This window comes from Streptomyces sp. NPDC052109 (assembly GCF_040680195.1).
GTDB lineage: Bacteria > Actinomycetota > Actinomycetes > Streptomycetales > Streptomycetaceae > Streptomyces.
This window is the reverse complement of sequence record NZ_JBFAWF010000001.1, coordinates 52,602-73,730: the sequence shown is the minus strand read 5'-3', so window position 1 is coordinate 73,730 and position 21,129 is coordinate 52,602. Positions and strand designations below refer to the sequence as shown.

Genomic DNA, 21,129 nt, shown 5'->3' with positions numbered 1-21,129 from the left:
GCATCCATCGCCCCCCGGCGCGTTGTGCGCGTCCATCGAGGAGATGGGGACGCTCTTGCCCGCGAGCTGACGAAAGTCGGCGCCCCTGCCCGAAGGCCCACAGCCTGGTCGAAGGTTGCCGCTCGATTGAGTGCGCGGGGCACTGACGCGCCTGGCCCCTGATCTGCGCGAGCGAAGATTCTGACCATGCGGGGTATTCCTTCGGCGCGAAAAAAGTTGACGCGCGAGAATTTCAGCGGTCTACTGAATCACCAACAGCCGTTCCTGAGGGGGGACTTCATGGTGACGCAAACGCAAAACCAGCAGGTCAAGAAGTATTACGCAGCCCTGCCGGTCGGCCAGCTGCAGGTCGATGACGAGATGGATGCGCAGCGCATCTTCGACCCCGGCTGGGCCAACAAGCTGGCCAAGATCTGGGATCCGGACGTCCTCTTGGTCGCCACGGTCTCCAAGCGCGCCGACGGAAGCTACTTCTTGATCGATGGCCAGCACTCCACCCGCGTAGCCGAGCAGAAGGAGGGCCCGAACTTCCTGCGCGACTGCATGGTTTACGAGGGGCTGACCCGCCAGCAGGAAGCCAGGTTGTTCCTGGCCGCGAACAAGCAGCGCAAGCCCGTGAAGCCGTACGACAATTTCAACGTCTCCATCACCGCCGGGGACCCGATCGCGACCCGGATCAGGGAAGAGGTGCGCTCTTGCGGATTGGAGGTCGCCAGCGGCACCTCTACCAACCGTGTGGGCGCTGTCCAGGCCCTGATTTTCGTAGGCGAAAGGCGTGAAGGCCTTCTGCCGAAGGTCCTGACCACCCTGGGCACCGCCTGGGGTCGAGACAAGGCCAGCTGGGACAACATCGCGATCCGCGCCGTGGGCTTGATCTACGACACCAACTGGGACGTAGTCCAAGACGCCCGCCTGGTGAAAACTCTCCAGAAGGCCACCGTGGCGATCTGGAAGATGAATGCCATTCGTACCACTGTCTCCGGCGGCGGTTCCGCCTCCCGCGCGGTGCCCCTGGCCGAGAACATCATCACCCAGTACAACAGCGGCCTGCGCGATCCGAAGAAGCTGTTGGTCTCGCCCGCCCGATCCGCGGTTGCGGCGTAACTTCGGCGCTCCGCTCCTGCCGCTCCCTGGCACCGGCACTCGCCGGTGCCAGGGAGCCGCCGCACTGCCAACCAACCGGCGGACCGCGTCTCTCTCGCGGTCCAACTAATGCTTCGGGGGCGTCTCGATACTCCAGATCAGTTGGTCCACTTGCTTTGCCACATCGGCCCGTACCGCGTCAATCATGTGTTGATACCGAGCGGCCATGGCGGTAGTCGACCAACCCATGAGGCCCATGACGGCTCGCTCGGGGACACCGAGGATCAACAGAACCGTCGCGGCCGTGTGGCGCGCGTCGTGCAACCGCGCGTCGCGAACCTCCGCCTCATTCAGAAGGGCCTTCCACTCAGCCCAGTCACGGCGGTGGGACGGGCTGCGGCCCTGCTCATCTGGGAACACCAAGCCGTTGTCCACCCACCGCTCCCCAGCCGCCTCCTGCTCCGCTTCCTGCGCCTTGAGGTGGGCACGGAGTAGGTCAACGAGCTGTTCGGGGAGACCGACCGCACGGCGTCCGGCACGCGACTTGGTGGTGGACAACTCCGGGTTGGTGCGCCGCCGTTGCGGGCAGTACCCGGCGGCCTTGCGTCCGCAGGGTTCCGCGCACCCGTGGGCGTACTGCGGCCGATGGCGACTGCGCCGGACAACGAGGAACCCACGCTCAAGGTCCACGTCTTCCCACTTCAGCCCCAGCACCTCCCCTTGGCGTAGTCCGAGGGCGAGGGCGACGGCCCACCGAGCGGAATTCCGGTGCTGGTCGGCGGCCCTCAGTAGCCGCTGTACCTCCTGGACGCTGTAGGGCTCTACCTCGTACTCCCCCGTCTTCGGTGCCTTGGCCAACTGAACCGGGTTCTTGCCGAGATGGCCGCGCCGCACCGCCTCGTTGAGGGCAGTTCGGAAGGTGCGGTGCACCTGGTGAGCGGTCGCAGGCTTGCTGCCGTTGGCCTGCATTTTCGCGTAGAACGCCTCGATGTGCTCAGGCTTGAGCCTGTCGAGACGGTGAGAACCCAAGCCGGGGATGAGGTGCTTTCGCACGGCAACCCTGTACCCGACCATCGTGTTGTCGTTGACGGCGAGGGGCGCGACGTTCTCGATCCAGTGCGTCAGCCATGTCTTGACCGTCCACGCCTTGCCGGGCTTCTTCACGGTCTTGGTGTCGCGTTGCTTCTCCAGATCGCGCACAGCGGCCGTCACTTCGGCACGGGTTTTACGTTCGACGTGCCGGCGGTCGGGCGTGCCGTCGTCACGGATGCCGACGGTGACACGACCGTGCCACTTTCCGTCCTTGCCGAAGTAGATCGAGCTGCGACCGTTCGGCTGTCGGGTGCGCTTCTTCTTTTCCTCTGCCACAGACAGGCTCCTGTTTCGTGGTGTCGGGGTAGAGACCGGGGCGGCGGGCTGTCCTGTCCGGGAGTGGCGCCGCCCCGGGCGTCGTCAAGCGGCTCGTCGGGCCGCACGTCGGCGGGCGAGGTACGCGGCCGGCGCGTCGGCGGGGACGCGGCGGAGACGGCCAATGTCGATGGACTCCAGCTCACCGGAGCGGATGAGCGCGTAGCACGTGGTCCGGCCGATGCTGAGCCGGCGTGCGGCCTCTTCGACCTTGAGGAGGACCAGCGTCGGGTCGTGGTCCGAGGACGTCGCGGGGTTGTCGTGCTCGGTCAAGACTCACCTCTCGTGCTGATCTGAGTTGGCGGGGTCGGGTGACGGTCCACGTCTGTCCGAGGTGCGGATTTCTGCGTCATTGCGTCATCAGCGTCATTCGGGCTTCTGACCTGCGGTTTTCTGTGACGCAGCGGCTAGGAGGATGCGTCATCGGCGCGTCATGGGCTGCGTCATCGGTGACGCAGATGACGCAGGATGACGCAGACGCCGTCGCCTGCGTCATGCCTGTAGGCGCAGGTCAGCAGCCGCTTTTCGGCTCGCATGACGCAGATGACGCAGCGTCTTCCCTCTTAGGACAAAAGAGGGGGTGCCTCTGTTGTGGTCGGCGCCTAACGCGCAAAGAAGGAGCCGCTGCGCGGCGCGATCTTTGGGCGGCGCGTTGCGCCGAACAGCAAGAGGAGCACGCGCCCCGGGGTGCTCTTCTTGCTTGTCCGGGCGAGCGCGCGGGCGTGGTCAGAACATCCGCTTGTGCTCGTGCGGGGGCGGCGTGGCCATGCGGGTCATTTCGAGGTAGCGGCCCTCGCTGGTGCGGCCCGTGTCGATGAGGACACCCCGAGCGGCAAGCGTCGGCTGGAGGCGCTTGAGCCGGTCGGAGAGGACTTTGCCCGTGGTCGGCCAGCCCTTGGGTAGGGGACGCAGTTCGTCGCCGCTGTGGAGGCGACTGAGGTGGTGCAGCCACTCGGTGGAGGTCATCCGCTGCGCGGCTCCCGGCTCCATGGTGTCGGCGTGCCTGAGAACGGTCTGTGCGAGGAGATCACCCTCGATCACGTCGTCGTTCAGGTCGTCCAGACTGGCCCGGTACGCGGTGAGCGCCCCGAGGCCGGTTGCCGCGTCGAGCTGCGCGCACAGGTGCGCGAAGTCGGCCATTCGCAGGTCGGTGGGGGTCTCCGCCTCAACCGCGCGGACCTTGACCGTGAGGTCCAGGAGCGAGCCGAGAACGACGGGCAGAACCTCCGCGTACTCCGCCCACAGTTCCGCCTCGGTGCGCCGGACGCGGGGCCGCTCCAAACGTAGCGGCAGGAGCCGTTCGGCGAGGTCGGGCCGGATGACTCCCACATCGATACCGGTCAGCAGCAGGGGGCGGCGGTAGCGAGCGCGGAATACGTCCCCGTCGGTGAACAGGGCGCGCTTGACGTTCTCAGCGCCGGTCACGATGCAGCACATGGCGTCGGACAGGTCCGGGGTCATGTGGGAGAGGTTGTCCAGGGCGGTGACCCAGCCGGCCGCGACCGCTGCGATCAAGTTCTCCTCGTCCTTCGGAGCGCGGCGCAGGTCGCCGCTCATGCCCTCGATGACCCTGACGAGCATCCGTCCGCCGGTGGATTTGCCCGCGCCCTGCGGTCCGGTGAGGAAGGGGGCGGGGACGGGCACGGACGGCTCCAGGCAGCCGATGAGCCAGGCGATGGCCAGGCACTCGGCCTCGGCGCCTGCGAAGTTGCACAGCCGCAGCAGGAGATCGATGCCCTTGCCGTCGATGTCCTTGGCCGGCAGGGGCAGTTCCCCCGTGAGCTGGGTCCGGCGCCAGCACACCTCGCGCGGGTCGGGAATGGCGATGTCCCAACCGGTGGCATGGATGCGGACGGACTGCCCGTCGCTACGCCCCAGGTCCAGCCACGTCGCGCCGCCGAATCCCGGCGCGACGCGGATGTGGACCGGCTGCACGTCCTCGGTCAGCGCGAGCGCTTCGATCAAATCCAACGCCTCCTTCAGGGCGGTCCCGTTGAACACGCCGACCCCGTCCTTGAACAACCCGACCATGAGTTCCTGGCGGTGGCTGCCCGTGGTGCCCTGGGAGCGGATCGGACGGGCCACGGGGTGACCGTTCTTCTGCGCGTACACGGTCCCGTCGGCCGTGCGGAAGTACCGGAAGTGCGCTTGCGCGTAGTCGGTGATGACCTCGCGGGCCGGGGTCTTTTCGTCCTCAGACATGGCTACAGTCCCAACTTCGTACGGGCGTTGGTCCACGCGTCGGTGCAGTGCCGGGGCGATTCGCCCTTGGCCTGAGCCGCGGCGAACAGCCGCGCCACGTGCGCATCAGTGAGGCAGCCACACCGGCCATGGGCGGACAGCACCGCGAGGAAAGTTCGGTAGACGGTGGTGTGCACCTGGCTGCGCGCCTCGGTGATGCGCTGCTCAGCCATGGCAATGCCACGTTCCAGGTAGGCGGGCGTACGGTGGCGGCACTCTCCGCCCCCAGCCGGTGCGGGCACGGCGAGGGCCTGCGGTGTCGGCCGGACGGGGGAGGGTTCCTTCACGGTCAGCGCGCGCACCACCTCCGGCAGCGCCGTGATGGTGCCGGAGCCGGGGCCGAGCCACCGGGCGTAGGCCATCGTGGACTTGATGTCAACGCCGTCACGGACGGCGTTCACCGACCGCATGGTGCCTCGGTAGATCCAGTGCTCACCCCGCGTCGTCGGCACGATCCGGGTAGGGGGCAGGGCCTCGCGAGCCCACCCGACCGCCGCCGCGTCGTCCAGGTCGACCACGGTCAGTCCGGCCCCGCCGGGGTGGTAGCCGACGCAGACGGCCCGCTGCCATGCTGCCGCCCACAGGAGGGAGGCGATAAGGCCAGGGTCAGTGGTGGCGGCGGCCCATGCGTGGCAGGGGGCGGGGCACCGGCAGGCACCCGCGCGCTTCATGTTGGGCCGCCCGCCGCACGCGTTTCCCGCGCATGCACGGCAGTTGCCGAACGGCACCTTTCCGTCCCGCAGCGGCAGGACGGGCACACCGGCGGTGGCCAGGTGAAGCGCGGTCCGCAGGTGGTTGTTGACGGTGCTCACGCGACCGCCCCCAGGGTCTGGGTGGCGGCGAGGTAGGCGCGGCCGATCCACTCGGTGTAAGCGGGCGGGATGGCCTCGGTCAGTTCCTCGCGGACGTCGGTCCAGGTGATGCCCATGGCGGCCTGAAGCTCAGGGATGGATGGCTTGCCACCGCCGTTGCCGTACGCGGCGACATACGGGCCGTCGAAGTACTCGCCGTGTCGCCACCCGCGTACCCGCCCACGGTGCGGGACGTGCGCCGGCTGGACGGCCGTCCAGCCGCCCAACTCGAAGTTGCGGTGCCGGATGACCCCGAGGCCGAACATCTCGCCGCACAGGGTGAGGTCTTTGCGGATCTCCGCGCGGCCGTTCGGTTGCTCGATGACGTAGGGCAGGCCGGTCTTGTCGAGCAGGTGGCGGGTGGGTGCCACGAGGTCTTCGTGTGTACCGCCCCATCCCTGGGACCGGTTGGTGCCCACGGTCAGGGAGCACTTGTCCTGGCATGGCGGGGAGGCGTGGACGAACGTGTACCGGCGGATCTCGCCCGAGGTGATCAGGGCGGCGAGGTAGGTCAGGGCGTCGCCGTGGTGGTACGGGAAGGGGTAGTTCGGGCGGTGGGCGATGTCGCAGCCGTCCACGGTGAAGCCCGCGTTCTCGTAGCCCTTACCGGCGCCGCCGGCGCATGAGAACAGATCCAGCAGATGCGGCCGGGGCAGGGCTCGTCCCGTTCGGGTGGCGTGGGTCATGGGGCCCTCGCCGAAAGCGCGCGGTTGGGTCATGCTGTAGGTCTCCTGTTCTGCTACGTCGGGATACGGAGACCGAGGGCGGCGGGCTGTCCTTGTCCGGGAGTGCCGCCGCCCTCGGGCGTTGCTAGTGGTCGGGGTCCGGGTGGGTGAGGCAGTCGCCCTCGCCGAAGTCGTCGCAGACGCAGCGGGCCCGGTGGGTGTACTGCTGGCGGACGTAGCCGCGCGGGTCCTTCTCTGCCTGTTCCGCGAGGTGCGGGGCGAGGCGCGGCCGATCGGTGTCGAGCAGCATCACGGCCGCCGCGCGGGCAGTTTCCCGGGCGTCGCCGTCGTTGAACAGGTCGGGTTCGTCCAGGAGCGCGATGCGGTCCAGCAGTGCGGCCTTGCGCAGGTAGTAGTCCCGGTCCAGCTTGTTGAAGCACTCGGTCGTGGCGAGGGTCCGGGCGGTCCAGCCGATTTCGCTGATGATGCTGGGCGCGAGCACGTACGCCACGTCCGGGAGCGGGAACGGCTCGGGGGCGGGGCGGTGGTCGGCCGTGACGTACAGCCGGGCGCGCTTGCCGTCGCGGGTCGGGTACATGCGGGCCGTGCCGGCGGCGAACGCGGTGTTGAGTGCGGTCGTGACGCGGTCGGTTTCGGCGGGGTCGCAGATGATGCGGATCTCGAACACCCTGATCCTCCTCACGGGTTGGGGATGGCGTGGACGACGGCGATGGTGAGGTGGTTGATGGGCCCGGCCGCGCCGGTGGAGGCGAGGAAGAACCCGAACATCACGGCGACGAACGCCGCGCCGGCGCTGAGGCTGTGGTGGCGCAGCAGGAAGAACAGGACCAGTCCGAACAGGGCTACGAGCGAGACGGTCACGGCCATGGGGTGAACTCCTCGTCGGGGTCGTGGCGGTGGGGTCGGCGGGTGCCGGCGCGGTGGATGTCGCGGCCGGTGTTGAGCAGGCGGCGGCCGAGGCGGAGCCGGTAACGCTGCCCACGGCAGCGGCGGCAGAGCTTGACCTTGCTGCGTCCGGTGAGCCGGACGCCCATGCCGGAGCACTTCCGGCATGGGGCGAACGGCTGGATGGCACACAACGCTGCGTAACCGGCGAGGATGAGCAGGACGGCGAGGCTAGCGAGAGCCACGACGGCTCACATCCCTTCTCAGGGCGGTTTCAGGATGTTTCCGCAGGTGGGCCGCTAGAAGCTAGTTCGCTGATCAGCAGCCCTATGGGGTGCTAGTGGGGGTGCTAGACCTAGCGGTGGCGGCTGCTAGGTCTAGCACCTGTGCTCGGGCTAGGCGGCGGCCCGATCGGCGTTACGGCGCGTAATCGCGGCGGTGATGTCGGCGCGCTTGATGCCGCGCCGGTTGGCGCCCTCGCCGTCGTCGGTGGTGCCCCACACCTGCCCCGGCTTGATGCCCCAGGGCTTGAGGGCGGCGGTGACGTTCTCGCCCTGCCATCCGGCGTAGGTGTCGGGGTGGGCGTCGGCGAGGCGGACGGCGATGCGCTCGCACCACACGGCCTTCTCGTCGGCGGCGATGACGTCGAGGACGTCGGCGAGGATGTCGGACCCGGCACCGGTCCTCTCGGGACCCTGGCCGATGGCGTGCCCGGTGACGTTGCCGTACTCCTCGCGCATCTTCCGCGCCCGCGTGACGACCAGTTCGGCCTTCGGGGCGTCCACGAACGCACTCGCGACGATGCGCGGGTCGTCGCCCTCGCCGGCCATCCAGCAGATGCCCAGATCGCGGCGGCTGAACATGGTGGCGCGGATGCCTGCCTTGTAGGCACCGGTGCTGAGCACCATGTCGTTGGCCTGGTGGTTCATCACCTTCAGGCAGAACCGCAGGATGGCGTTGGCGGAGATGCCGGGAGGCAGCGACTTCGCGTCGGGCCGCTGGGTGGCGAACATGCCGATGATGCCCAACGCCGGGCCGCGCTTGGTGATGTCGGTGCAGATGGCCTCGATCTCAGCGCCGTACTTCTCGTGCTCGAACACCACCTGGCACTCATCGATACCGATGGCGATCGGGTGCAGACCCAGGCTCTTGTCACTGGCCAGGTCGGGCGTCACCTTCGATTCCGGGCACCGTGCACGCGGCAGGCTGCGGATCACCTTGGCCCGGCGCCGCAGTTCCTCCTTGACCTCGCGCAAGGCGTGCAGGATGTACTCGACGTCCTCGTCTTCCTCACCGGAGCGGTAGCGGTGGCAGACGGGTTCCAGCGGGCCGAGATCTCCGGTGCCCTTCAGGTCGAACGCGTACAGGGCCGCGCGGGGGTCGAGGGCGCAGATCAGCAGCAGCAGACGCAGAAGGAACGTCTTGCCCATGCGGGGGACGGAGCCGATGACGATCGCGGCGAACATCAGCGTCACCTCGACCCAGCGCATGCGCTGGTCGTTGCCGAAGATGACGGGCTTGAACAGGTCGACCCTGCCGTCCTTCAGCAGCGGCCAGGCCGGCTTCGTCGTCTCGTTCATGGGCCGGTCACCAACCCACAGCACCAGGCGCCCCTCATGCTCGTCGGGGTCGCCGGACGGCCAGACGCAGCCGACCTTGCGGCGCAGGCCGGAGGCGAGGGATTCGCGCTTTTCCATGATGTCGTCCGGGGTGACCCCGTAGGGAAGGTCCAGGTCGGCGCGGTAGCCGGGCCCGTCCCGGACGATCTCGGAGGTGAACCGCATCCCGTCCATGTCGCCACCCTTCTTGATGGCGGCGGTGATCTTCGGGATGCCGATCGAGTCGAGTCCCCGCAGGACGATCGTGCCGGTGAGCTTCTGCAACTCGGTGCGCATCACGGCGGCCCCGATGACCGGCGCGTCGGGCTGCTGCCCGCCCATGCCGAGCAGCAGCACCCCGCCAGCCGCGAACGCGTACAGATACTCGGGGGCCAGGACGTAGAGGTAGAGAGCAAAACCGAGACCGAACACCGCCGCGACGAGGGTGACCAGGCCGCGCAGCCGGATGCGGCCGGCGCGGAGTCGGGCCAGGCGCATGTACTCCTCGACGTCCTCGGTGCGTACCGCGAACTCCCGCAGAGGTGCGGCCTCGCGGTCCCACACCCACCGGTTCGTCGCCGCGATGAACCGGCACGCGCCCCGGGGCGCCATGAGGGCGAGCCGTCCGGCGTACACCGGGACGCGCACCCCGTGGTAGAGCGCGGCGTAGCCGACGTTCGCGCCGGCGTGGCGGGCGGTGGCGAGGAAGTCACGCCGGTTGGTCAGCCACCCGGCCAGCACCGGCTTGCGCTTCTCGATGGTCACCCTCGGGTCCGGCAGGGCCGGGTTGTCCACCGGGACGGCGGCCGCCGGGGCGTCGTCGTCGGGGGCGGTGTCGGGCACGGGCCGCAGGTGCGGGCCCGTCGTGCTTTCCGTCATGCTGGGGTCTCCCTGCTGCTCAAACGGGTGGTGGGTAGCCCGGGGGCGGCCCTGGTTCCTTGGCCGGGACGGCCGCCCCCGGGGCGTTGCTACTTGCGGTTCTTGCTGTTCTTGGCGCGCTCCTCGCGCTTGCGTGCCTGCGCGATGACGCGGTCGAACTTGCGCTGAAGGTCGCTCTGGTCGACCCGGCCGCCGTACTGGCGGTCGTCGGCGATTCCGCGCTTGGCCATCCGGGCGACGTACCAGGCGAGCTGGGCCTTCTCACCGGCGGTGAGGCGGGGCTGCTTGCTGCTCACGGCTGCATCTCCGATCCGGGCCGGACTGTCCGGCTCCCCACGGCCCCCGGGCACGTGCGTCCGGGGGCCGCAGGCAGCCGTCAGCGACGGCCGCGGGCGCGGCGCACGTTGGCAGCGGCGCGCTTGCCGTGCTCGCCGCCCACCGACCGGACTACGGTGACGACACCCCACGCGCACACAGCCGCGATGAACGCGATCAGCGCGAGGTTGGCGGCCATGGCGGTGAGCACGCCGACCAGCAGTGAGCCGAAGTAGACACCGGCCGCGACCGCTCCGGCACCGACGCCGGAGCCGAGCGCGATGCGCTGCACGGTGCGGTCCGGCGGCGCCTGGTGAACGTGCTGGTGGATGATCTGCGGGCCGCTGTACTGCTGTGGCGGGGCGGGCAGGCGGTCGGTGTAGGCGTAGGTGCCGTCCGGGAGCTGAACGACCCGGGGCACGTCAGGCAGCGATTCCATCGGAGGTTCCTTCGGGGTAGGCGCACGGCACGCACATGCCGAGCGAGGCGGGGATGACGTATCCGGCATCGGCGCGGCAGGCGGGGCAGATGCGGCGGGCAGCGTTGGCCTTGCCCAGGGCCGCCCACCTGGCCGGGGTCATGGGCCGCACGGGCTCGGCCAGGTCGACGCGATACAGGTAGGCGATCAGCGGGCCGCGCCGGCGGCGGGGTCGTTCGAGCTGTGCGGCCACCGGCTGTCCGCCGGGGCGCAGGCCGCGCGCCCGGAGTTGGCGGTAGGTGGCGTATCCATCCGGGGCCAGGCGCCACCGGAAGACCGGCAGCGCTCCCATCACGCGGCCCGCTCGGCGAGCAGGGCGTCACGCAGCTTGCGGGCGTTGACCGGGCTGACATGCAGTTCCCGGCGGATCCGCTCTCCGGTGAGGTGGGTGTGCGGCCAGTCAGCTGTCAGGGTCCGGGCCTGGTCCAGGAGCTGTTCCGGGGTGCGCTTCACGCGCGGGGTCTTCGCCGACTCCGGCACCCGGTACGTCGCCCGGACTGCCGGGCGGGTCGACTCAGCCGCCATCGGCCGCCCCGATCGAGTCGACCCCGACGGAGCCGATCCGATCGGCGCGGTCAGGGCCGGGGCGGGCTTGAGCGGCAGGCTCGACTTTCCCGCGTCGGCCGGGACCGGATCGGGCACCGGAAGCCGGGTCAGCGTGACCGTGAGCGGGGTCGATTCCAGCAGATCAGCTGTCGACCGAATCATCTCTGTCTCAGCCGATTTCTTCTCATTCGCGGAGTGGTCGTCGGCCGGCTCGATCGAGGGGATCGAGGGTGCCGCAACCGGCTCGGTGGGGCCCCACACCGGTAGTTCCCATCGGGGCGTGCCACCGGGTGTGGCCCGGTTCGTCACGCTGCTCAACGCCCTGCCGGTGTCCTCCCCGGCGCGGGCCGTCTCCAGCGTCGACCACGCCCCGGCCAGGGTGCGGGCGGTCTTGGCCTGGACGCGTGCGACTCGCGCCCCGGCCCCCGTCACAGCCGCAAGCCTGGTCTCCTCGGTGGTCGCCTCAGCGCGCAGTCGGGCGCGGGCCACGGCCGCTTCGTCGCGTGCCTCCTGCTGGATGCCCCGGATCTCCTCCAGCGCGGCCGGCGTGAGCGCGGTGCGCTCCCACAGCCCGTGGACCAGCCACAGTGCCTTCGCCGCGATGGGCAACCAGGCCACGGCCAGCCAGGCACCGGCCGAGCCGCCGGTGGTGGTGAGCGCGTGGGCCACCAGGACGCCAGCAGCGATGAGGCCGAAGCACCAGCCGACGCCGGTCACAACGTGGCTGTGATCGCCCTGCGCGGCCAGGCGCCGTTCGTAGGCGAGGATGGCCAGCCAACCGCCGTCGATCCCGAGACCGACGACCAGTGCGACGGGCCACGGAACCGCCCGACCGAGCCACATCACAACCACGACCAGGGTGAGCACCATCGACACCGCCGTCATCGCGACGGCGGGCAGCACGGTCTTCGCTTTCATGCCGCTTCCCCCGTTCCGGCCCGGTGACCGCGAGCGGCGCGCAGGAACGGCACGGTGCGGGTCAGCGCGTCGGCGTACAGGGCGTCCCAACCGGCGATCTCGTCGCCGTCCTCGGCCCGCTCTCGCAGGTCGGCGAGGATGTCACGGGCCGCGTCCTCGCGGGCCGCCCGCTCGTCGTCCTCCTCGGGCTCCAGCGGGCCCCGGAACAGGTCGATGTCGATGCCGAGCGCCAGTTCCGCGAACTCCAGGTCACTGAAAGCCTCTTGGCCAGCGACGAAAGTGCGCATGCGCATGGTGGATCTCTCCATTCAGGTGCGTCGGGAGGGCGCGGGGCGGTCGGCTGTCCTTGTCCGGGAGTGCGACCGCCCCGCGAAGCCGGGGTCAGACGGTGGTGACGATGAGCGCGGCGACCAGCAGCCACAGGTGGTGGAAGGACTGGTCAAGCGCGTAGGCGCCGGTGCCGATGTGCGGGTTGTCGTCGTGGCCAGCGCGTGGGGCCCCGAGCCGGTAGAACTCGCCCTTGCCGGTCACCGTGGCCAGTATCGGCAAGGTCGGATATCTCGGTGTGCGGAATAGAGCCATCGCTGTGCCCTCTCGGTGGTGAGCGTCGTCTGACGTGGGGAGGCGGCCCGGCCACCGCTGAAGTCGATGGCCACGAGAACGGGAGGCATCCCGTCCCTGATCGGTGCGGCTGTGGGGCCTGCTCCCCAGCCGAGTTGGCCGCTGGCCTCATCGCTGCCGGCTCTGTATAGGCTGGTGGGCGTGGATGTAACAGGGTGTCTTGGGTGTGATCTTCTGAGCGGGCGCCGGGAGTTGCCCGGGGGCGTCCTGCACGAGACCGCTGCCTGGGTGGTGAACCACGTCGTCGGCCCGATGAATCTCGGCACCCTGATCGTCGGCCCGCGGGACCACGTCGTGGCCATCGCCGAACTCGACGACACGGCAGCGGCGGAACTCGGCCCGCTTCTGCGCGATACCGCTCGTGTCGTGGAGACGTTGTGCCGACCCGAGCAGACCTACGTCTGCATGTGGTCGCACGGCCGCGACGCGCGCAAGCACCTGCACATCGCGGTCCAGCCGGTGACCGCCGAGGTGCGGGCCCGCTACGGCGGACTGCGCTCCGAGCAACTCCAGGCCCGGATGCTGGCCGACGGTGACAAGCCGGACATCACGGAGGTCGAGCAGTTCTGCGAGCAGGCTCGCGAGCTGTTCCGGTCGATCGCCGACAGCAGCGCCGAACACCGCAGCTAATCACGCCCTCAATGCGAGGTTGGAAAAGGCTCACTATGAGGCTCAGCGTCAGAGTCCTGGCCGCCGGGCCACCTCAGCTGCGTAGGCCATTCTCACCGCCCCGGCAGACCACCGCTCTGCCGCCATCGAGCTGATGCCGAGGAGCCGTTGCAGCACGGCCGGCGGCATCTGCGTGCAGAGGTCGAGCAGGGCGGCGCATCGCCCAGCCTCGGGCGGAAGGCCAATATTCCGCAGGCGGGTTGCGAGGCGGCTGCTGGTCAGCGCCCGTCCAGGACGCTGAGTCGGGAACAGCCACGGTGCGTTCAACTCGTTGCTGTTCACCGCATGCTCCTGGCTGTGCGCGATGTCGACGAGTTGCAGGACGAGAGCGTCTAGGGGCGGCGGCAGCCTGAGCGGCGTTTTGTTGATACGAAGGGCGACGCCGTCCTCGTCGTGTAGGACGTGGGCGGTGGTCAGGCGGCAGGTCCTGGCGGGGGTCTGGCCGTAGAGCAGGACCATCAGACCGGCGACGCGGTCCTTGGTCTCGAAGGAGTCGTCGTTGAGGAGCCGACGGGTAATCGTCCACCGCTCGTCGGCGTCGAGCGGGCGGTAGGAGACCCGGCGGGCTCGGGTGGGGATGCTGATCTGGGACGCGAACTTGCTGCGGACTGCCCAGGCCACGAACGGGCCTGCGGCGTAGGGGCCCTGGTGGGGTTCCGAGGTGAGCCAGAGGTCGATGTGCGTCTGTCGGCAGGTTGCCAGCGTCTCGCCCTGGTCTTTGAGCCAGGCCAAAAACAGCACGGCCTTGGAAATCTGCGTCTGTGCGATGTCCGCTGTCGAGGCGGCGATCGGCTTTCCGCGCGCCCGGCGCCGGATGCGAGCGACCCGGTCCCAGCGGGCGTAGGCGGTGATCAACTGCCGGTGGTCGGGATCGTCTAGGGCCGCGGTCTTGAACTCGATCCACCGTTCCAGGCGAGCGAGGTACTCGTCGCGGACAGGCAGGATGCCCGCCGCGACCAGCACTGACCTGAACCAGTCGATGGCCAGGTCGCGGTGGTGGCCGACCGTCCGGGCATCGAGAGCCTCATGGCTGAGGTCGCAGGCCCCGGAGGCCAGGTCGTTCAGGAGCGCTGCCGCCGCTTTCGACTCGCGCGTATAGAGCAGGGCCCTGCGGGGATTGTGGTCGAGCAGGGCGGCCGCGATCTGGTCGAGCTCGGGACGCGGCTTGCCGTCCGGCGGCGTCAGCAGCATCTGCTCACCGGCGCAGCGACGGCACAAACCGAAGTGGAACAGCCGCTCGACGATGCCGCAGTTCTCGCACGGCTTTCGGGCCTCGGGCGCCACTTCCCAGCAGTTTTCGCAGAACGGGCCGCGGCCGGTCCTAGCGACTACCCGTTTCGTCCGGCCGCAGTCCGTGCAGGGCTGCGGTGTCAGCAGGCAGGCCCGGCAGCGGGGGGAGTCGGTGGTGCTGTGGAAGCAGGGCCGCAGGTTGCCGCAGGAGGTGCATGTCATCGTGGGCGGCTTGCGGCAGGCCGAGCAGAGCGGCCCTTGATCAGTGCGGGCGGAGACAGCCCGGTATTTGCCGCAGGCGATGCATGTCTCCTGGCAGGTCGCCTCCTTGTCGCGGCAGCTGTTGCAGAACGGGGCGCCCCGGGAGTCTCTGCCGGCGGGTGGGCGGGAGCGATGGCACCATTTGCAGGGCTCTGCGAGCGAGCGGTTGTAGCAGTTGCCGCAGACCCGAAGCCGTTTGATCGAGTGTCCGAGCCGGACGGTGCGCTGGCAGTGCGGGCACTTTGGGACAGGGACACCCGCGGCGCCGGCGTGGTGGAGGCGGTCGACCAGGAGCACGGTCCGCGGTGAGTAGTGGTCCGCCTGGCCGGTGACCAGGCCGGGTTCGTTTTGCACGTCCCAGTGCAGGCGCCGGGCGATCGTGAGCTTGCCTTCTGTCACCTCGGCGATGACGGCCCGCAGAACATCCTTGCCGAGTCCCAGCGAGCGACCAGCCAGGAACTCCAGCAGGTCCCTGGCCGGGTCCTCGGTGCACTCGGCCTTGAAACACGAGCGGCATGCCTCGCGGCCGGTGCGGTCCAGGCCGTAGCGCGGTGTGGCGTTGTTGCCGCAGACCGCGCAAGCCCATCCCGGCGTCGCTTGGCTGCTGCCGCATGAGGCACACACCCGCAGACCAGCGCCGTTGGTGTTCGTCAACGGCCGCAGCCTGCCACAGCGCGAGCAGGGCGGCCGGACGACGTTGACAGCCCCGGACTCCTCCAGGATTCGGATGAACCGCTCCACCGAGGCCGGGCCCTCGGCCCGGCCCGAGGTCAGCAAGCCGCTCTGCAGTGCCTGGGCCAGACGCATGGCTGCCGGCTTGGAGCCGACAGAGCGCTGGATCGCCTGCTGGACGGTCTCGGGCGGCAGTTCCGGCTCGACTGCGGCGACCAGCTCGCCGATCACCCTGTGAGGGTCGGCCTCGAACGGGGCGGTGATGCTCATGAGGGCCGCGTGATCCGGGCCCGCTTGGGCCGGAAGTCTCCGACGCCAGTGGTCTCGGTGCCATCCGCTGCCTTCTTCGCCCGCGGCCGGCCGACGGACACCGGTTCGATCAGGTCGTCCATCGTGCAGCCGAGAATGTCCAGCAAGGACATGAGCACCTTGAGGTTGAGCCGTTCCGGAGTTTCGACCACCAGCCGGTAGATCTGGCTGGCGGACAGCTCGATGCCCCGCTCAGCCAACAGCGGCCGCAGATCGGTGGTCGAGAACATCCCCTTGGTGGCCATCACCTCGCGCAGGTGCCACTTGTAGTCGAGCTTGGCATTCATCGTCGTCCGCTCCGTTGCATGGCCCGAGGGCCGGGGTCGTTGTCGAAAGCCAAGTCAATGGCCTTGAGCATCATCGTGTTGGCGAAGTCGTCGCTGACGGCCGTGTAGAGGGCCGTCGTGGACGCGTAGAGATGGCCCACCTGTTCCTGGATGAACTTCGGATCGACGCCGTCCTCGATGCTGTGCGTGACGTACGAATGCCGCAGACAGTGCGGGGTCAGCTCCTCCGGCAGCCCGAGCTCCTCGCGATAGAGGGAGAAGCGGTCCTCGATCTCACGCACCCGCAGACGGCCGCCGCGCTCGGTGAGCCAGAGAGCCGGATGGGCCGGGAAGCCGTAACGGGGCCGGATGTTGACGACGTAGTCCTCCAGGGACTCCACCGCCCACGGCATGATGCTGGCGACGTTGCGCCGGCGCGGCCCCGAACCCTTCGTGCCCTTGGCCTTGCGGACGTGCACCATGCCGTACCGGCCGAACTGGGGAGCCTTCGCATTCCGGTAGAGGTCCACGACGTCCAGGCCGGACGCTTCGGAGGCCCGCAAGCCCCATCCATAGATCGTCTTGAACAGGGTGGAGTCCCTGTAGGCGGTCAAGGCCCCTTTGCGGCCTCGCCGCGTCGCCCGCTCCACGCGCTCGTCGATGTGGTCGAAGAGCATCTGACACTCGTCGCGGGTCATCGGCCTGCGGCCCGGGTCGCCCTCGTAGTCCGCAAGGTGTTCTCTCCGGTTGCCGTCATGCAGGATCGGCGTCGGGTGCGTACCGAAGCGGTCCAGGCAGACGTCGACCCAGCCATAGACCGGGTTGAGCAGGTAGTCCATGAACAGGCCCACGGCGCCCTGGTAGGCGCGGAGTGTCGACGAGGCCCGGTTGTGGCTGGCGACGAGGTCAGTCATCCACTCGTCGATGTGCGCGGCCGTCCAGTTCCACGGGTACTCGTTCGTGAAGTCTCGGAACTGCTCAACCATCTTGCGGCGGCCTTCCGCCGTACGGGCCTGGAGCCCTCGCCCTCCCAACTGCTGGCGCCCCCAGCCCGTCAGCATCGCCTCAAGCACCATGTCTTCCGGGTGCAGCAAGTGCACGCCAGAGACGAGCTCCAACCGTGCGGCTCCAGGTAGCTCCCGCGTACTGTCGGACACTCTCACCCTCTCTCACTAGAGGGTGAAATCATGCATCTAACGAATGACGTTGATCAAACCAGCAGGTCAGGAAGCCAGTTGAAGTGGCTCCTGACGACGAAGGCCGTCGCTATGCTTCCCCCAGGACAAGGCCATACGGTGCTCGCTCTTCACGCATCAGATGCAATTCCCCGGGGTCCCACGCGAGCGCGGTGCGCCGGTCGGCCCACCAGTGCGAGGCCGCGTCGACGGCGAGACCGGCGACGATTCCGAGCCCGGGCAGGTGCAGGTCCAGCAGCCATGCGACCGGCAGCAGGACGGCAACCTTGGTGAGCGTCAGGGTGGCGACGTGCCGGGCGTCCGCGAGACGGCCGGCCCAACCGGGAAGGCCCTTGTGCGCGGACTGCTGCGAGGTCTGCACCCAGTGGTCGCCCACACTGTGGGCGACGTACAGGGCGATGAACACGGCGGCGAAGGTAGCGGCGTCCACGGCGGTCACAGGCTCTCGTCGCGGGACTGAACGAGCTGAATGGCCAGCCGGGCGAAGCGAGCAACAGCGTCGAAGTCCGCGAACGTCACGCCGTGCAGCTCGGCCGCCTGAATCATGTCTCGCAGGATCGCGGCGGCGTCCGCCTTCTGGCTCGCGGTCGGCCGGTAGCCGGGGGCGAACTCCAGCGCGGCGGACGCGATGCGGTGACCGATGTCGTTGAGGTCGCTCTGGTTCACTATGTTTCCACTCCTTGAGCTTGTCGGGATGGAGACCGGAAGCGGCGGGCTGTCCTGTCCGGGAGTGCCGCCGCGCCCGGAGAAACGGGCCAACGCCGCACACGCGGCGGGCCAGGTGACCCCGGGCGGAAGTCGATTCCGCGCCCTCACGGCTGGATACCGGGGCCGACGATCGTCACCCGGCCGTCACGGGGACGGGGTCAAGCCCCGTCGATCTCAAAGCACTCTGTTGAGTTCTCAAGGAACGAACGCTGCCTTCGCACTCACCCCTGCAGGCTTTCCTCCGGGGCGATGCAGTACCTGTTTTACAGGTACTGCACAGGGGGCCGTCAAGTACAGCGACGGAGCCTCTTTGGCTTTGCGCCGGGACTTCTTGGCGCACCATCAGAATCACTGCAGATCAGGTGAGTTGGTCACCCCATACGTGGACAGCTCAGGGAGTTCTGGCTACCGTCAAGAGCGCCCTACTGCCTTCAAGAGCTCCCTAGATGTCCCTCGGGGGGATGGATGTCCAACGAGCGTCTGCGCTCAGCCCTGTTGGCTCAGGGCATGACCGTTCAGGACCTTGCCGAGGAGATCAAGGTCAACCCGAAGACGGTCGAACGTTGGATCACGCAGGGGAAGGTGCCGTACCGCCGACACCAGTACGCCACGGCCGCAGCGCTCAAGGTCGACGTCACGACGCTGTGGGACGACGGCCGCACCCTGGAGAGCGCAACGGACCTCACAAAGGCGGAGATTGTGGCCGTCTATCCGCATCGCCACACCGTGCCGCCGAACCTGTGGCGTGAGATGTACGCACGAGCTGAGAGAAACCTTGACGTTCTCGTCTACTCCGGGCTCTTCCTGTCCGAGGATCCCCTGTTCGTCGACCTTCTGAAGAAGAAGGTTGAGGGGACCACTCAGGTGCGCATCCTGCTCGGGGACCCGGACTGCGAGGCCGTTCGGCAGCGCGGCATAGACGAGGGGCACCGGATCATGGACGGCAAGATTCGGAACGCGTTGGTGAACTACCGACCGCTCTTCAAGAGCCACCCTGAGATCAGCTTCCGGCTGCACGCCACGACGCTCTACAACTCCATCTATCGGTCCGATGACGAGATGCTCGTCAACCCCCACGTCTACGGTATCGGCGCCTACATGGCCCCCGTCTTCCACCTGCGTCGCATGCCGGGCGGCGGACTGTTCGTACGCGAATAGCATCGAACAGACCTGGGGAGGCGCTCGCCAGGTTTCGGACGGCGACATCACGGGAGCCTGATCATGGGACGCATTGACTACCTGCACGACCCCGACGCACCGCCGGCCAACTCGGTCGTGCCCTCCGTCGTGGCGTTCGTCCAGAACGACGCAGGGCAGGTGCTCATGATTCAGCGGTCGGACAACGGACGCTGGGCATTGCCTGGCGGCGGGCATGACGTAGGCGAGTCCATCAGCGACACCGTAGTGCGCGAAGTCTGGGAAGAGACTGGCATCAAGGCCGAAGTCATCGACGTGTCCGGGATCTACACCGACCCCGGACACGTGATGCAGTACGACGACGGCGAAGTGCGCCAACAGTTCAGCATCTGCTTCCGCGCGCGGCCGGTCGGCGGTGAGGTGCGTACGAGCAACGAGACGACGCAGGTCCGTTGGGTCGACCCAACGGACCTGCCGGAACTCGACGTGCACCCCACGATGCGGCTCCGCATCGAGCACGCCATGGATCGGACGCGAACGACCCCCTACATCGGCTGACGCTTGGCGACGGCAACGCGTTCGAGCACGCGCGCCGTGCTTGCGCAGATCTCCGGCTCGGCGCGGCGGATGAACGTGCCGATCAGGCTGTCCGGCCCGTAGCGGCCGGCGATCTCGTTGACCCGGTCCACCGGGTTCGTCGGCTCACCGTCCGGCGTGGTGTTCATGTCGCAGTAGCAGAGCGCGTCATTCAGATGCGCGCTCTCGCGGGGGAACTCGCCCTCCAACTCCTGACGGAGACCGCGGGCCTCGGCCTCCATCCAGGCACAGGAATGGTGCGCCACCAGGCGCACGACCCGTTCGTCGGCGTTGGCGACGTCCCGCAGGTAGCGGGCCCCGTCCAGGGGGTGGAACCCCGTCTTGGCGAGGTCCGGGGCGTAGCCGATGTCATGCAGCACGGCCGCAGCTTCCAGCAACTCGGCATCCTCTCCCAGGATGAGCGCAATGGTGCGCGCCCGCTCGGCTACTCCGAGGCAATGCTTCCAGCGACGCGGCAGCGGCTCAGCCAGTAGGGACTCAGCCAGGGGGTAAGCCCACTCCATCAGCTCCGACAAGCTACGAACGCTCCTCTCGATTCGGCACGGCACGGACGGTCCGCACCTTGCCCTGCCCTCCACTCGCCAACACGCCGGCGGCCTCAAGCTTGTCGAGAGCCTTTGTCACAGTGGGACGCGAGACCCCGAACCTGGTGGCGAGAGCAGACGCACTAGGGAACGGTGCCCCAACTGCCAGGCAGTCATCCGTGATGACGGCGGCGATCCGCTCCTCAAGCGGCCGACGGTCAACCGCATCCCCCGACCTGACCACGCGCCAGCGCCCGCCGGGCACCGGCTCAGCATCACCGCTCCTACGAAGCACCTGGAACGCTCGGAGGACGACGCCGCGTGAGACGCCGTACCTCTCCATGAGTTCCATAACCGCGGGCAGCTCGACCATCCCCCGATCGTTGTCAATTTCCAGCTTCAACGCGTCCGCGATCTGTTGGAAGGTCCCTCGCGGGCTCGCTGCCTGCGACACTCGCTCTCCTCCACCCGTACCCCATCACTGGGGTAAGTGTCGCACTGATCAGTTTGAGGCTGAAGCCCTACCGGATACCCCGCCCTCGCGGCACGTCTTGTCGCCGAAGACGTCTGTACGGCTTTGTGATCTCTGCGCCGAATCACATCACCACCACGAGGACCTCAAGGAAGCCTCATACCGGCAGAACGAAACCCATGCAGCTTGCCATCCGTCATCACCTAGAGGGAAAGACACCCAATTCTGCTGACCTGCGTCAAAAATGTAATAACCTGGCAGAATAGTTGTAGTTGAAAATATCCACCCGGGGAGCATTCGAAGTTGGGCCTCGAAGAGAACGCATAGAGAATATGCCTCTCCAGTGTAGACCACTTGAAATTCTGATGCCTTCGCTCCGAACCACTTCTTCTTCGGCCGCTTAGGTACTTGCTTCTCGCGCTCTCTCTCGGCCGTTTCCCGAGCGGCCCTCCGCTCCTGCTCCTTACGCGCCCTCTCGGCCGCATCCCGAGCGGCCCTCCGCTCCTGCTCCTTACGCGCCCTCTCGGCCGCATCCCGAGCGGCCCTCCGCTCCTGCTCCTTACGCGCCCTCTCGGCCGCA

23 protein-coding genes and 4 pseudogenes are annotated in these 21,129 nt (G+C 68.3%); 4 read left to right on the top strand and 23 right to left on the bottom strand.

What is annotated here, in order from left to right:
- The first annotated feature begins 186 nt into the window (after positions 1-186).
- Positions 187-1,104: a DUF6551 family protein gene (locus AB0L59_RS00350; RefSeq protein WP_365577600.1), complete on the top strand. Its 918-nt coding sequence runs from the start codon at positions 187-189 to the stop codon at positions 1,102-1,104.
- Positions 1,105-1,209: 105 nt separating this feature from the next.
- Here the strand turns inward: AB0L59_RS00350 and AB0L59_RS00345 are convergent, their stop codons facing one another.
- The 15 genes and pseudogenes from AB0L59_RS00345 to AB0L59_RS00275 all read right to left on the bottom strand — a co-directional run.
- Complete coding sequence (locus AB0L59_RS00345; protein WP_365577597.1) at positions 1,210-2,451, bottom strand: tyrosine-type recombinase/integrase; 1,242 nt, start codon at positions 2,449-2,451, stop codon at positions 1,210-1,212.
- Positions 2,452-2,535: 84 nt separating this feature from the next.
- The gene (locus AB0L59_RS00340) at positions 2,536-2,763 is read right to left on the bottom strand and encodes a helix-turn-helix domain-containing protein (RefSeq protein ID WP_365577594.1); all 228 of its coding nucleotides are present in this window, start codon (positions 2,761-2,763) and stop codon (positions 2,536-2,538) included.
- Positions 2,764-3,216: 453 nt separating this feature from the next.
- Positions 3,217-4,692 carry an ATP-binding protein gene (locus AB0L59_RS00335; protein ID WP_365577591.1) on the bottom strand — a complete coding sequence of 492 codons (1,476 nt, stop codon included), beginning with the start codon at positions 4,690-4,692 and terminating at the stop codon, positions 3,217-3,219.
- A gap of 2 nt (positions 4,693-4,694) precedes the next feature.
- On the bottom strand, positions 4,695-5,543 hold the full coding sequence (locus AB0L59_RS00330; protein ID WP_365577589.1) for a bifunctional DNA primase/polymerase: 849 nt from the start codon (positions 5,541-5,543) through the stop codon (positions 4,695-4,697).
- On the bottom strand, positions 5,540-6,268 hold the full coding sequence (locus AB0L59_RS00325; protein ID WP_365579436.1) for a DNA methylase: 729 nt from the start codon (positions 6,266-6,268) through the stop codon (positions 5,540-5,542). Before AB0L59_RS00325 ends, AB0L59_RS00330 begins: the two co-directional genes overlap by 4 nt.
- A gap of 124 nt (positions 6,269-6,392) precedes the next feature.
- Positions 6,393-6,935, bottom strand: coding sequence for a hypothetical protein (locus tag AB0L59_RS00320; RefSeq protein WP_365577586.1), 543 nt, complete (start codon positions 6,933-6,935; stop codon positions 6,393-6,395).
- 11 nt (positions 6,936-6,946) lie between these two features.
- The gene (locus tag AB0L59_RS00315) at positions 6,947-7,135 is read right to left on the bottom strand and encodes a hypothetical protein (RefSeq protein WP_365577583.1); all 189 of its coding nucleotides are present in this window, start codon (positions 7,133-7,135) and stop codon (positions 6,947-6,949) included.
- The gene (locus AB0L59_RS00310; protein ID WP_365577580.1) at positions 7,126-7,398 is read right to left on the bottom strand and encodes a hypothetical protein; all 273 of its coding nucleotides are present in this window, start codon (positions 7,396-7,398) and stop codon (positions 7,126-7,128) included. Before AB0L59_RS00310 ends, AB0L59_RS00315 begins: the two co-directional genes overlap by 10 nt.
- A 150-nt stretch (positions 7,399-7,548) precedes the next feature.
- Positions 7,549-9,630, bottom strand: coding sequence for a cell division protein FtsK (locus AB0L59_RS00305; protein WP_365577577.1), 2,082 nt, complete (start codon positions 9,628-9,630; stop codon positions 7,549-7,551).
- A gap of 89 nt (positions 9,631-9,719) precedes the next feature.
- Positions 9,720-9,926, bottom strand: coding sequence for a DUF6257 family protein (locus AB0L59_RS00300; RefSeq protein ID WP_365577574.1), 207 nt, complete (start codon positions 9,924-9,926; stop codon positions 9,720-9,722).
- Positions 9,927-10,006: 80 nt separating this feature from the next.
- Complete coding sequence (locus AB0L59_RS00295) at positions 10,007-10,384, bottom strand: DUF6251 family protein (protein ID WP_365577571.1); 378 nt, start codon at positions 10,382-10,384, stop codon at positions 10,007-10,009.
- Complete coding sequence (locus AB0L59_RS00290; RefSeq protein ID WP_365577568.1) at positions 10,368-10,715, bottom strand: RRQRL motif-containing zinc-binding protein; 348 nt, start codon at positions 10,713-10,715, stop codon at positions 10,368-10,370. Before AB0L59_RS00290 ends, AB0L59_RS00295 begins: the two co-directional genes overlap by 17 nt.
- Positions 10,716-11,185: 470 nt before the next feature.
- Positions 11,186-11,887, bottom strand: a pseudogene (locus AB0L59_RS00285) (protein spdB); the annotation flags it as partial.
- Positions 11,884-12,174 carry a hypothetical protein gene (locus AB0L59_RS00280; protein ID WP_365579434.1) on the bottom strand — a complete coding sequence of 97 codons (291 nt, stop codon included), beginning with the start codon at positions 12,172-12,174 and terminating at the stop codon, positions 11,884-11,886. The pseudogene AB0L59_RS00285 and the gene AB0L59_RS00280, both read right to left, overlap by 4 nt.
- 94 nt (positions 12,175-12,268) lie before the next feature.
- Positions 12,269-12,439: pseudogene (locus AB0L59_RS00275) on the bottom strand (transcriptional regulator); the annotation flags it as partial.
- Positions 12,440-12,760: 321 nt separating this feature from the next.
- Between AB0L59_RS00275 and AB0L59_RS00270 the strand changes: the two are divergent.
- Positions 12,761-13,138 (top strand): hypothetical protein, encoded by a 378-nt coding sequence (locus AB0L59_RS00270; RefSeq protein ID WP_365577565.1) that lies wholly within the window; start codon positions 12,761-12,763, stop codon positions 13,136-13,138.
- Positions 13,139-13,186: 48 nt separating this feature from the next.
- On the opposite strand, the gene AB0L59_RS00265 is transcribed toward AB0L59_RS00270, so the two are convergent.
- From AB0L59_RS00265 to AB0L59_RS00245, 5 genes and pseudogenes are all read right to left on the bottom strand, one after another.
- Entirely contained in the window at positions 13,187-15,610 is a 2,424-nt protein-coding gene (locus AB0L59_RS00265; protein ID WP_365577562.1) for a hypothetical protein, read from the bottom strand.
- Entirely contained in the window at positions 15,607-15,936 is a 330-nt protein-coding gene (locus tag AB0L59_RS00260; protein ID WP_365577559.1) for a helix-turn-helix transcriptional regulator, read from the bottom strand. The genes AB0L59_RS00265 and AB0L59_RS00260 overlap by 4 nt, the downstream gene beginning before the upstream one ends.
- Positions 15,933-16,991: a tyrosine-type recombinase/integrase gene (locus tag AB0L59_RS00255; RefSeq protein WP_365577556.1), complete on the bottom strand. Its 1,059-nt coding sequence runs from the start codon at positions 16,989-16,991 to the stop codon at positions 15,933-15,935. The genes AB0L59_RS00260 and AB0L59_RS00255 overlap by 4 nt, the downstream gene beginning before the upstream one ends.
- A 259-nt stretch (positions 16,992-17,250) precedes the next feature.
- Positions 17,251-17,541 (bottom strand): annotated as a pseudogene (locus AB0L59_RS00250) (transcriptional regulator); the annotation flags it as partial.
- 5 nt (positions 17,542-17,546) lie between these two features.
- The gene (locus AB0L59_RS00245) at positions 17,547-17,777 is read right to left on the bottom strand and encodes a hypothetical protein (protein ID WP_365577553.1); all 231 of its coding nucleotides are present in this window, start codon (positions 17,775-17,777) and stop codon (positions 17,547-17,549) included.
- Between the two features lie 507 nt (positions 17,778-18,284).
- On the opposite strand from AB0L59_RS00245, the pseudogene AB0L59_RS00240 reads away from it, so the two are divergent.
- Positions 18,285-19,038 (top strand): annotated as a pseudogene (locus AB0L59_RS00240) (helix-turn-helix transcriptional regulator).
- A gap of 2 nt (positions 19,039-19,040) precedes the next feature.
- Entirely contained in the window at positions 19,041-19,514 is a 474-nt protein-coding gene (locus AB0L59_RS00235; RefSeq protein WP_365577550.1) for an NUDIX domain-containing protein, read from the top strand.
- On the opposite strand, the gene AB0L59_RS00230 is transcribed toward AB0L59_RS00235, so the two are convergent.
- The 3 genes from AB0L59_RS00230 to AB0L59_RS00220 all read right to left on the bottom strand — a co-directional run.
- Positions 19,502-20,056 (bottom strand): HD domain-containing protein, encoded by a 555-nt coding sequence (locus tag AB0L59_RS00230; RefSeq protein ID WP_365579432.1) that lies wholly within the window; start codon positions 20,054-20,056, stop codon positions 19,502-19,504. The two genes, AB0L59_RS00235 and AB0L59_RS00230, sit on opposite strands and share 13 nt — an antisense overlap.
- Positions 20,057-20,069: 13 nt before the next feature.
- Positions 20,070-20,531, bottom strand: coding sequence for a GntR family transcriptional regulator (locus AB0L59_RS00225; protein WP_365577547.1), 462 nt, complete (start codon positions 20,529-20,531; stop codon positions 20,070-20,072).
- Positions 20,532-20,678: 147 nt separating this feature from the next.
- Positions 20,679-21,129: hypothetical protein (locus tag AB0L59_RS00220; RefSeq protein WP_365577544.1), on the bottom strand; the 451-nt coding region annotated here is incomplete at its 5' end.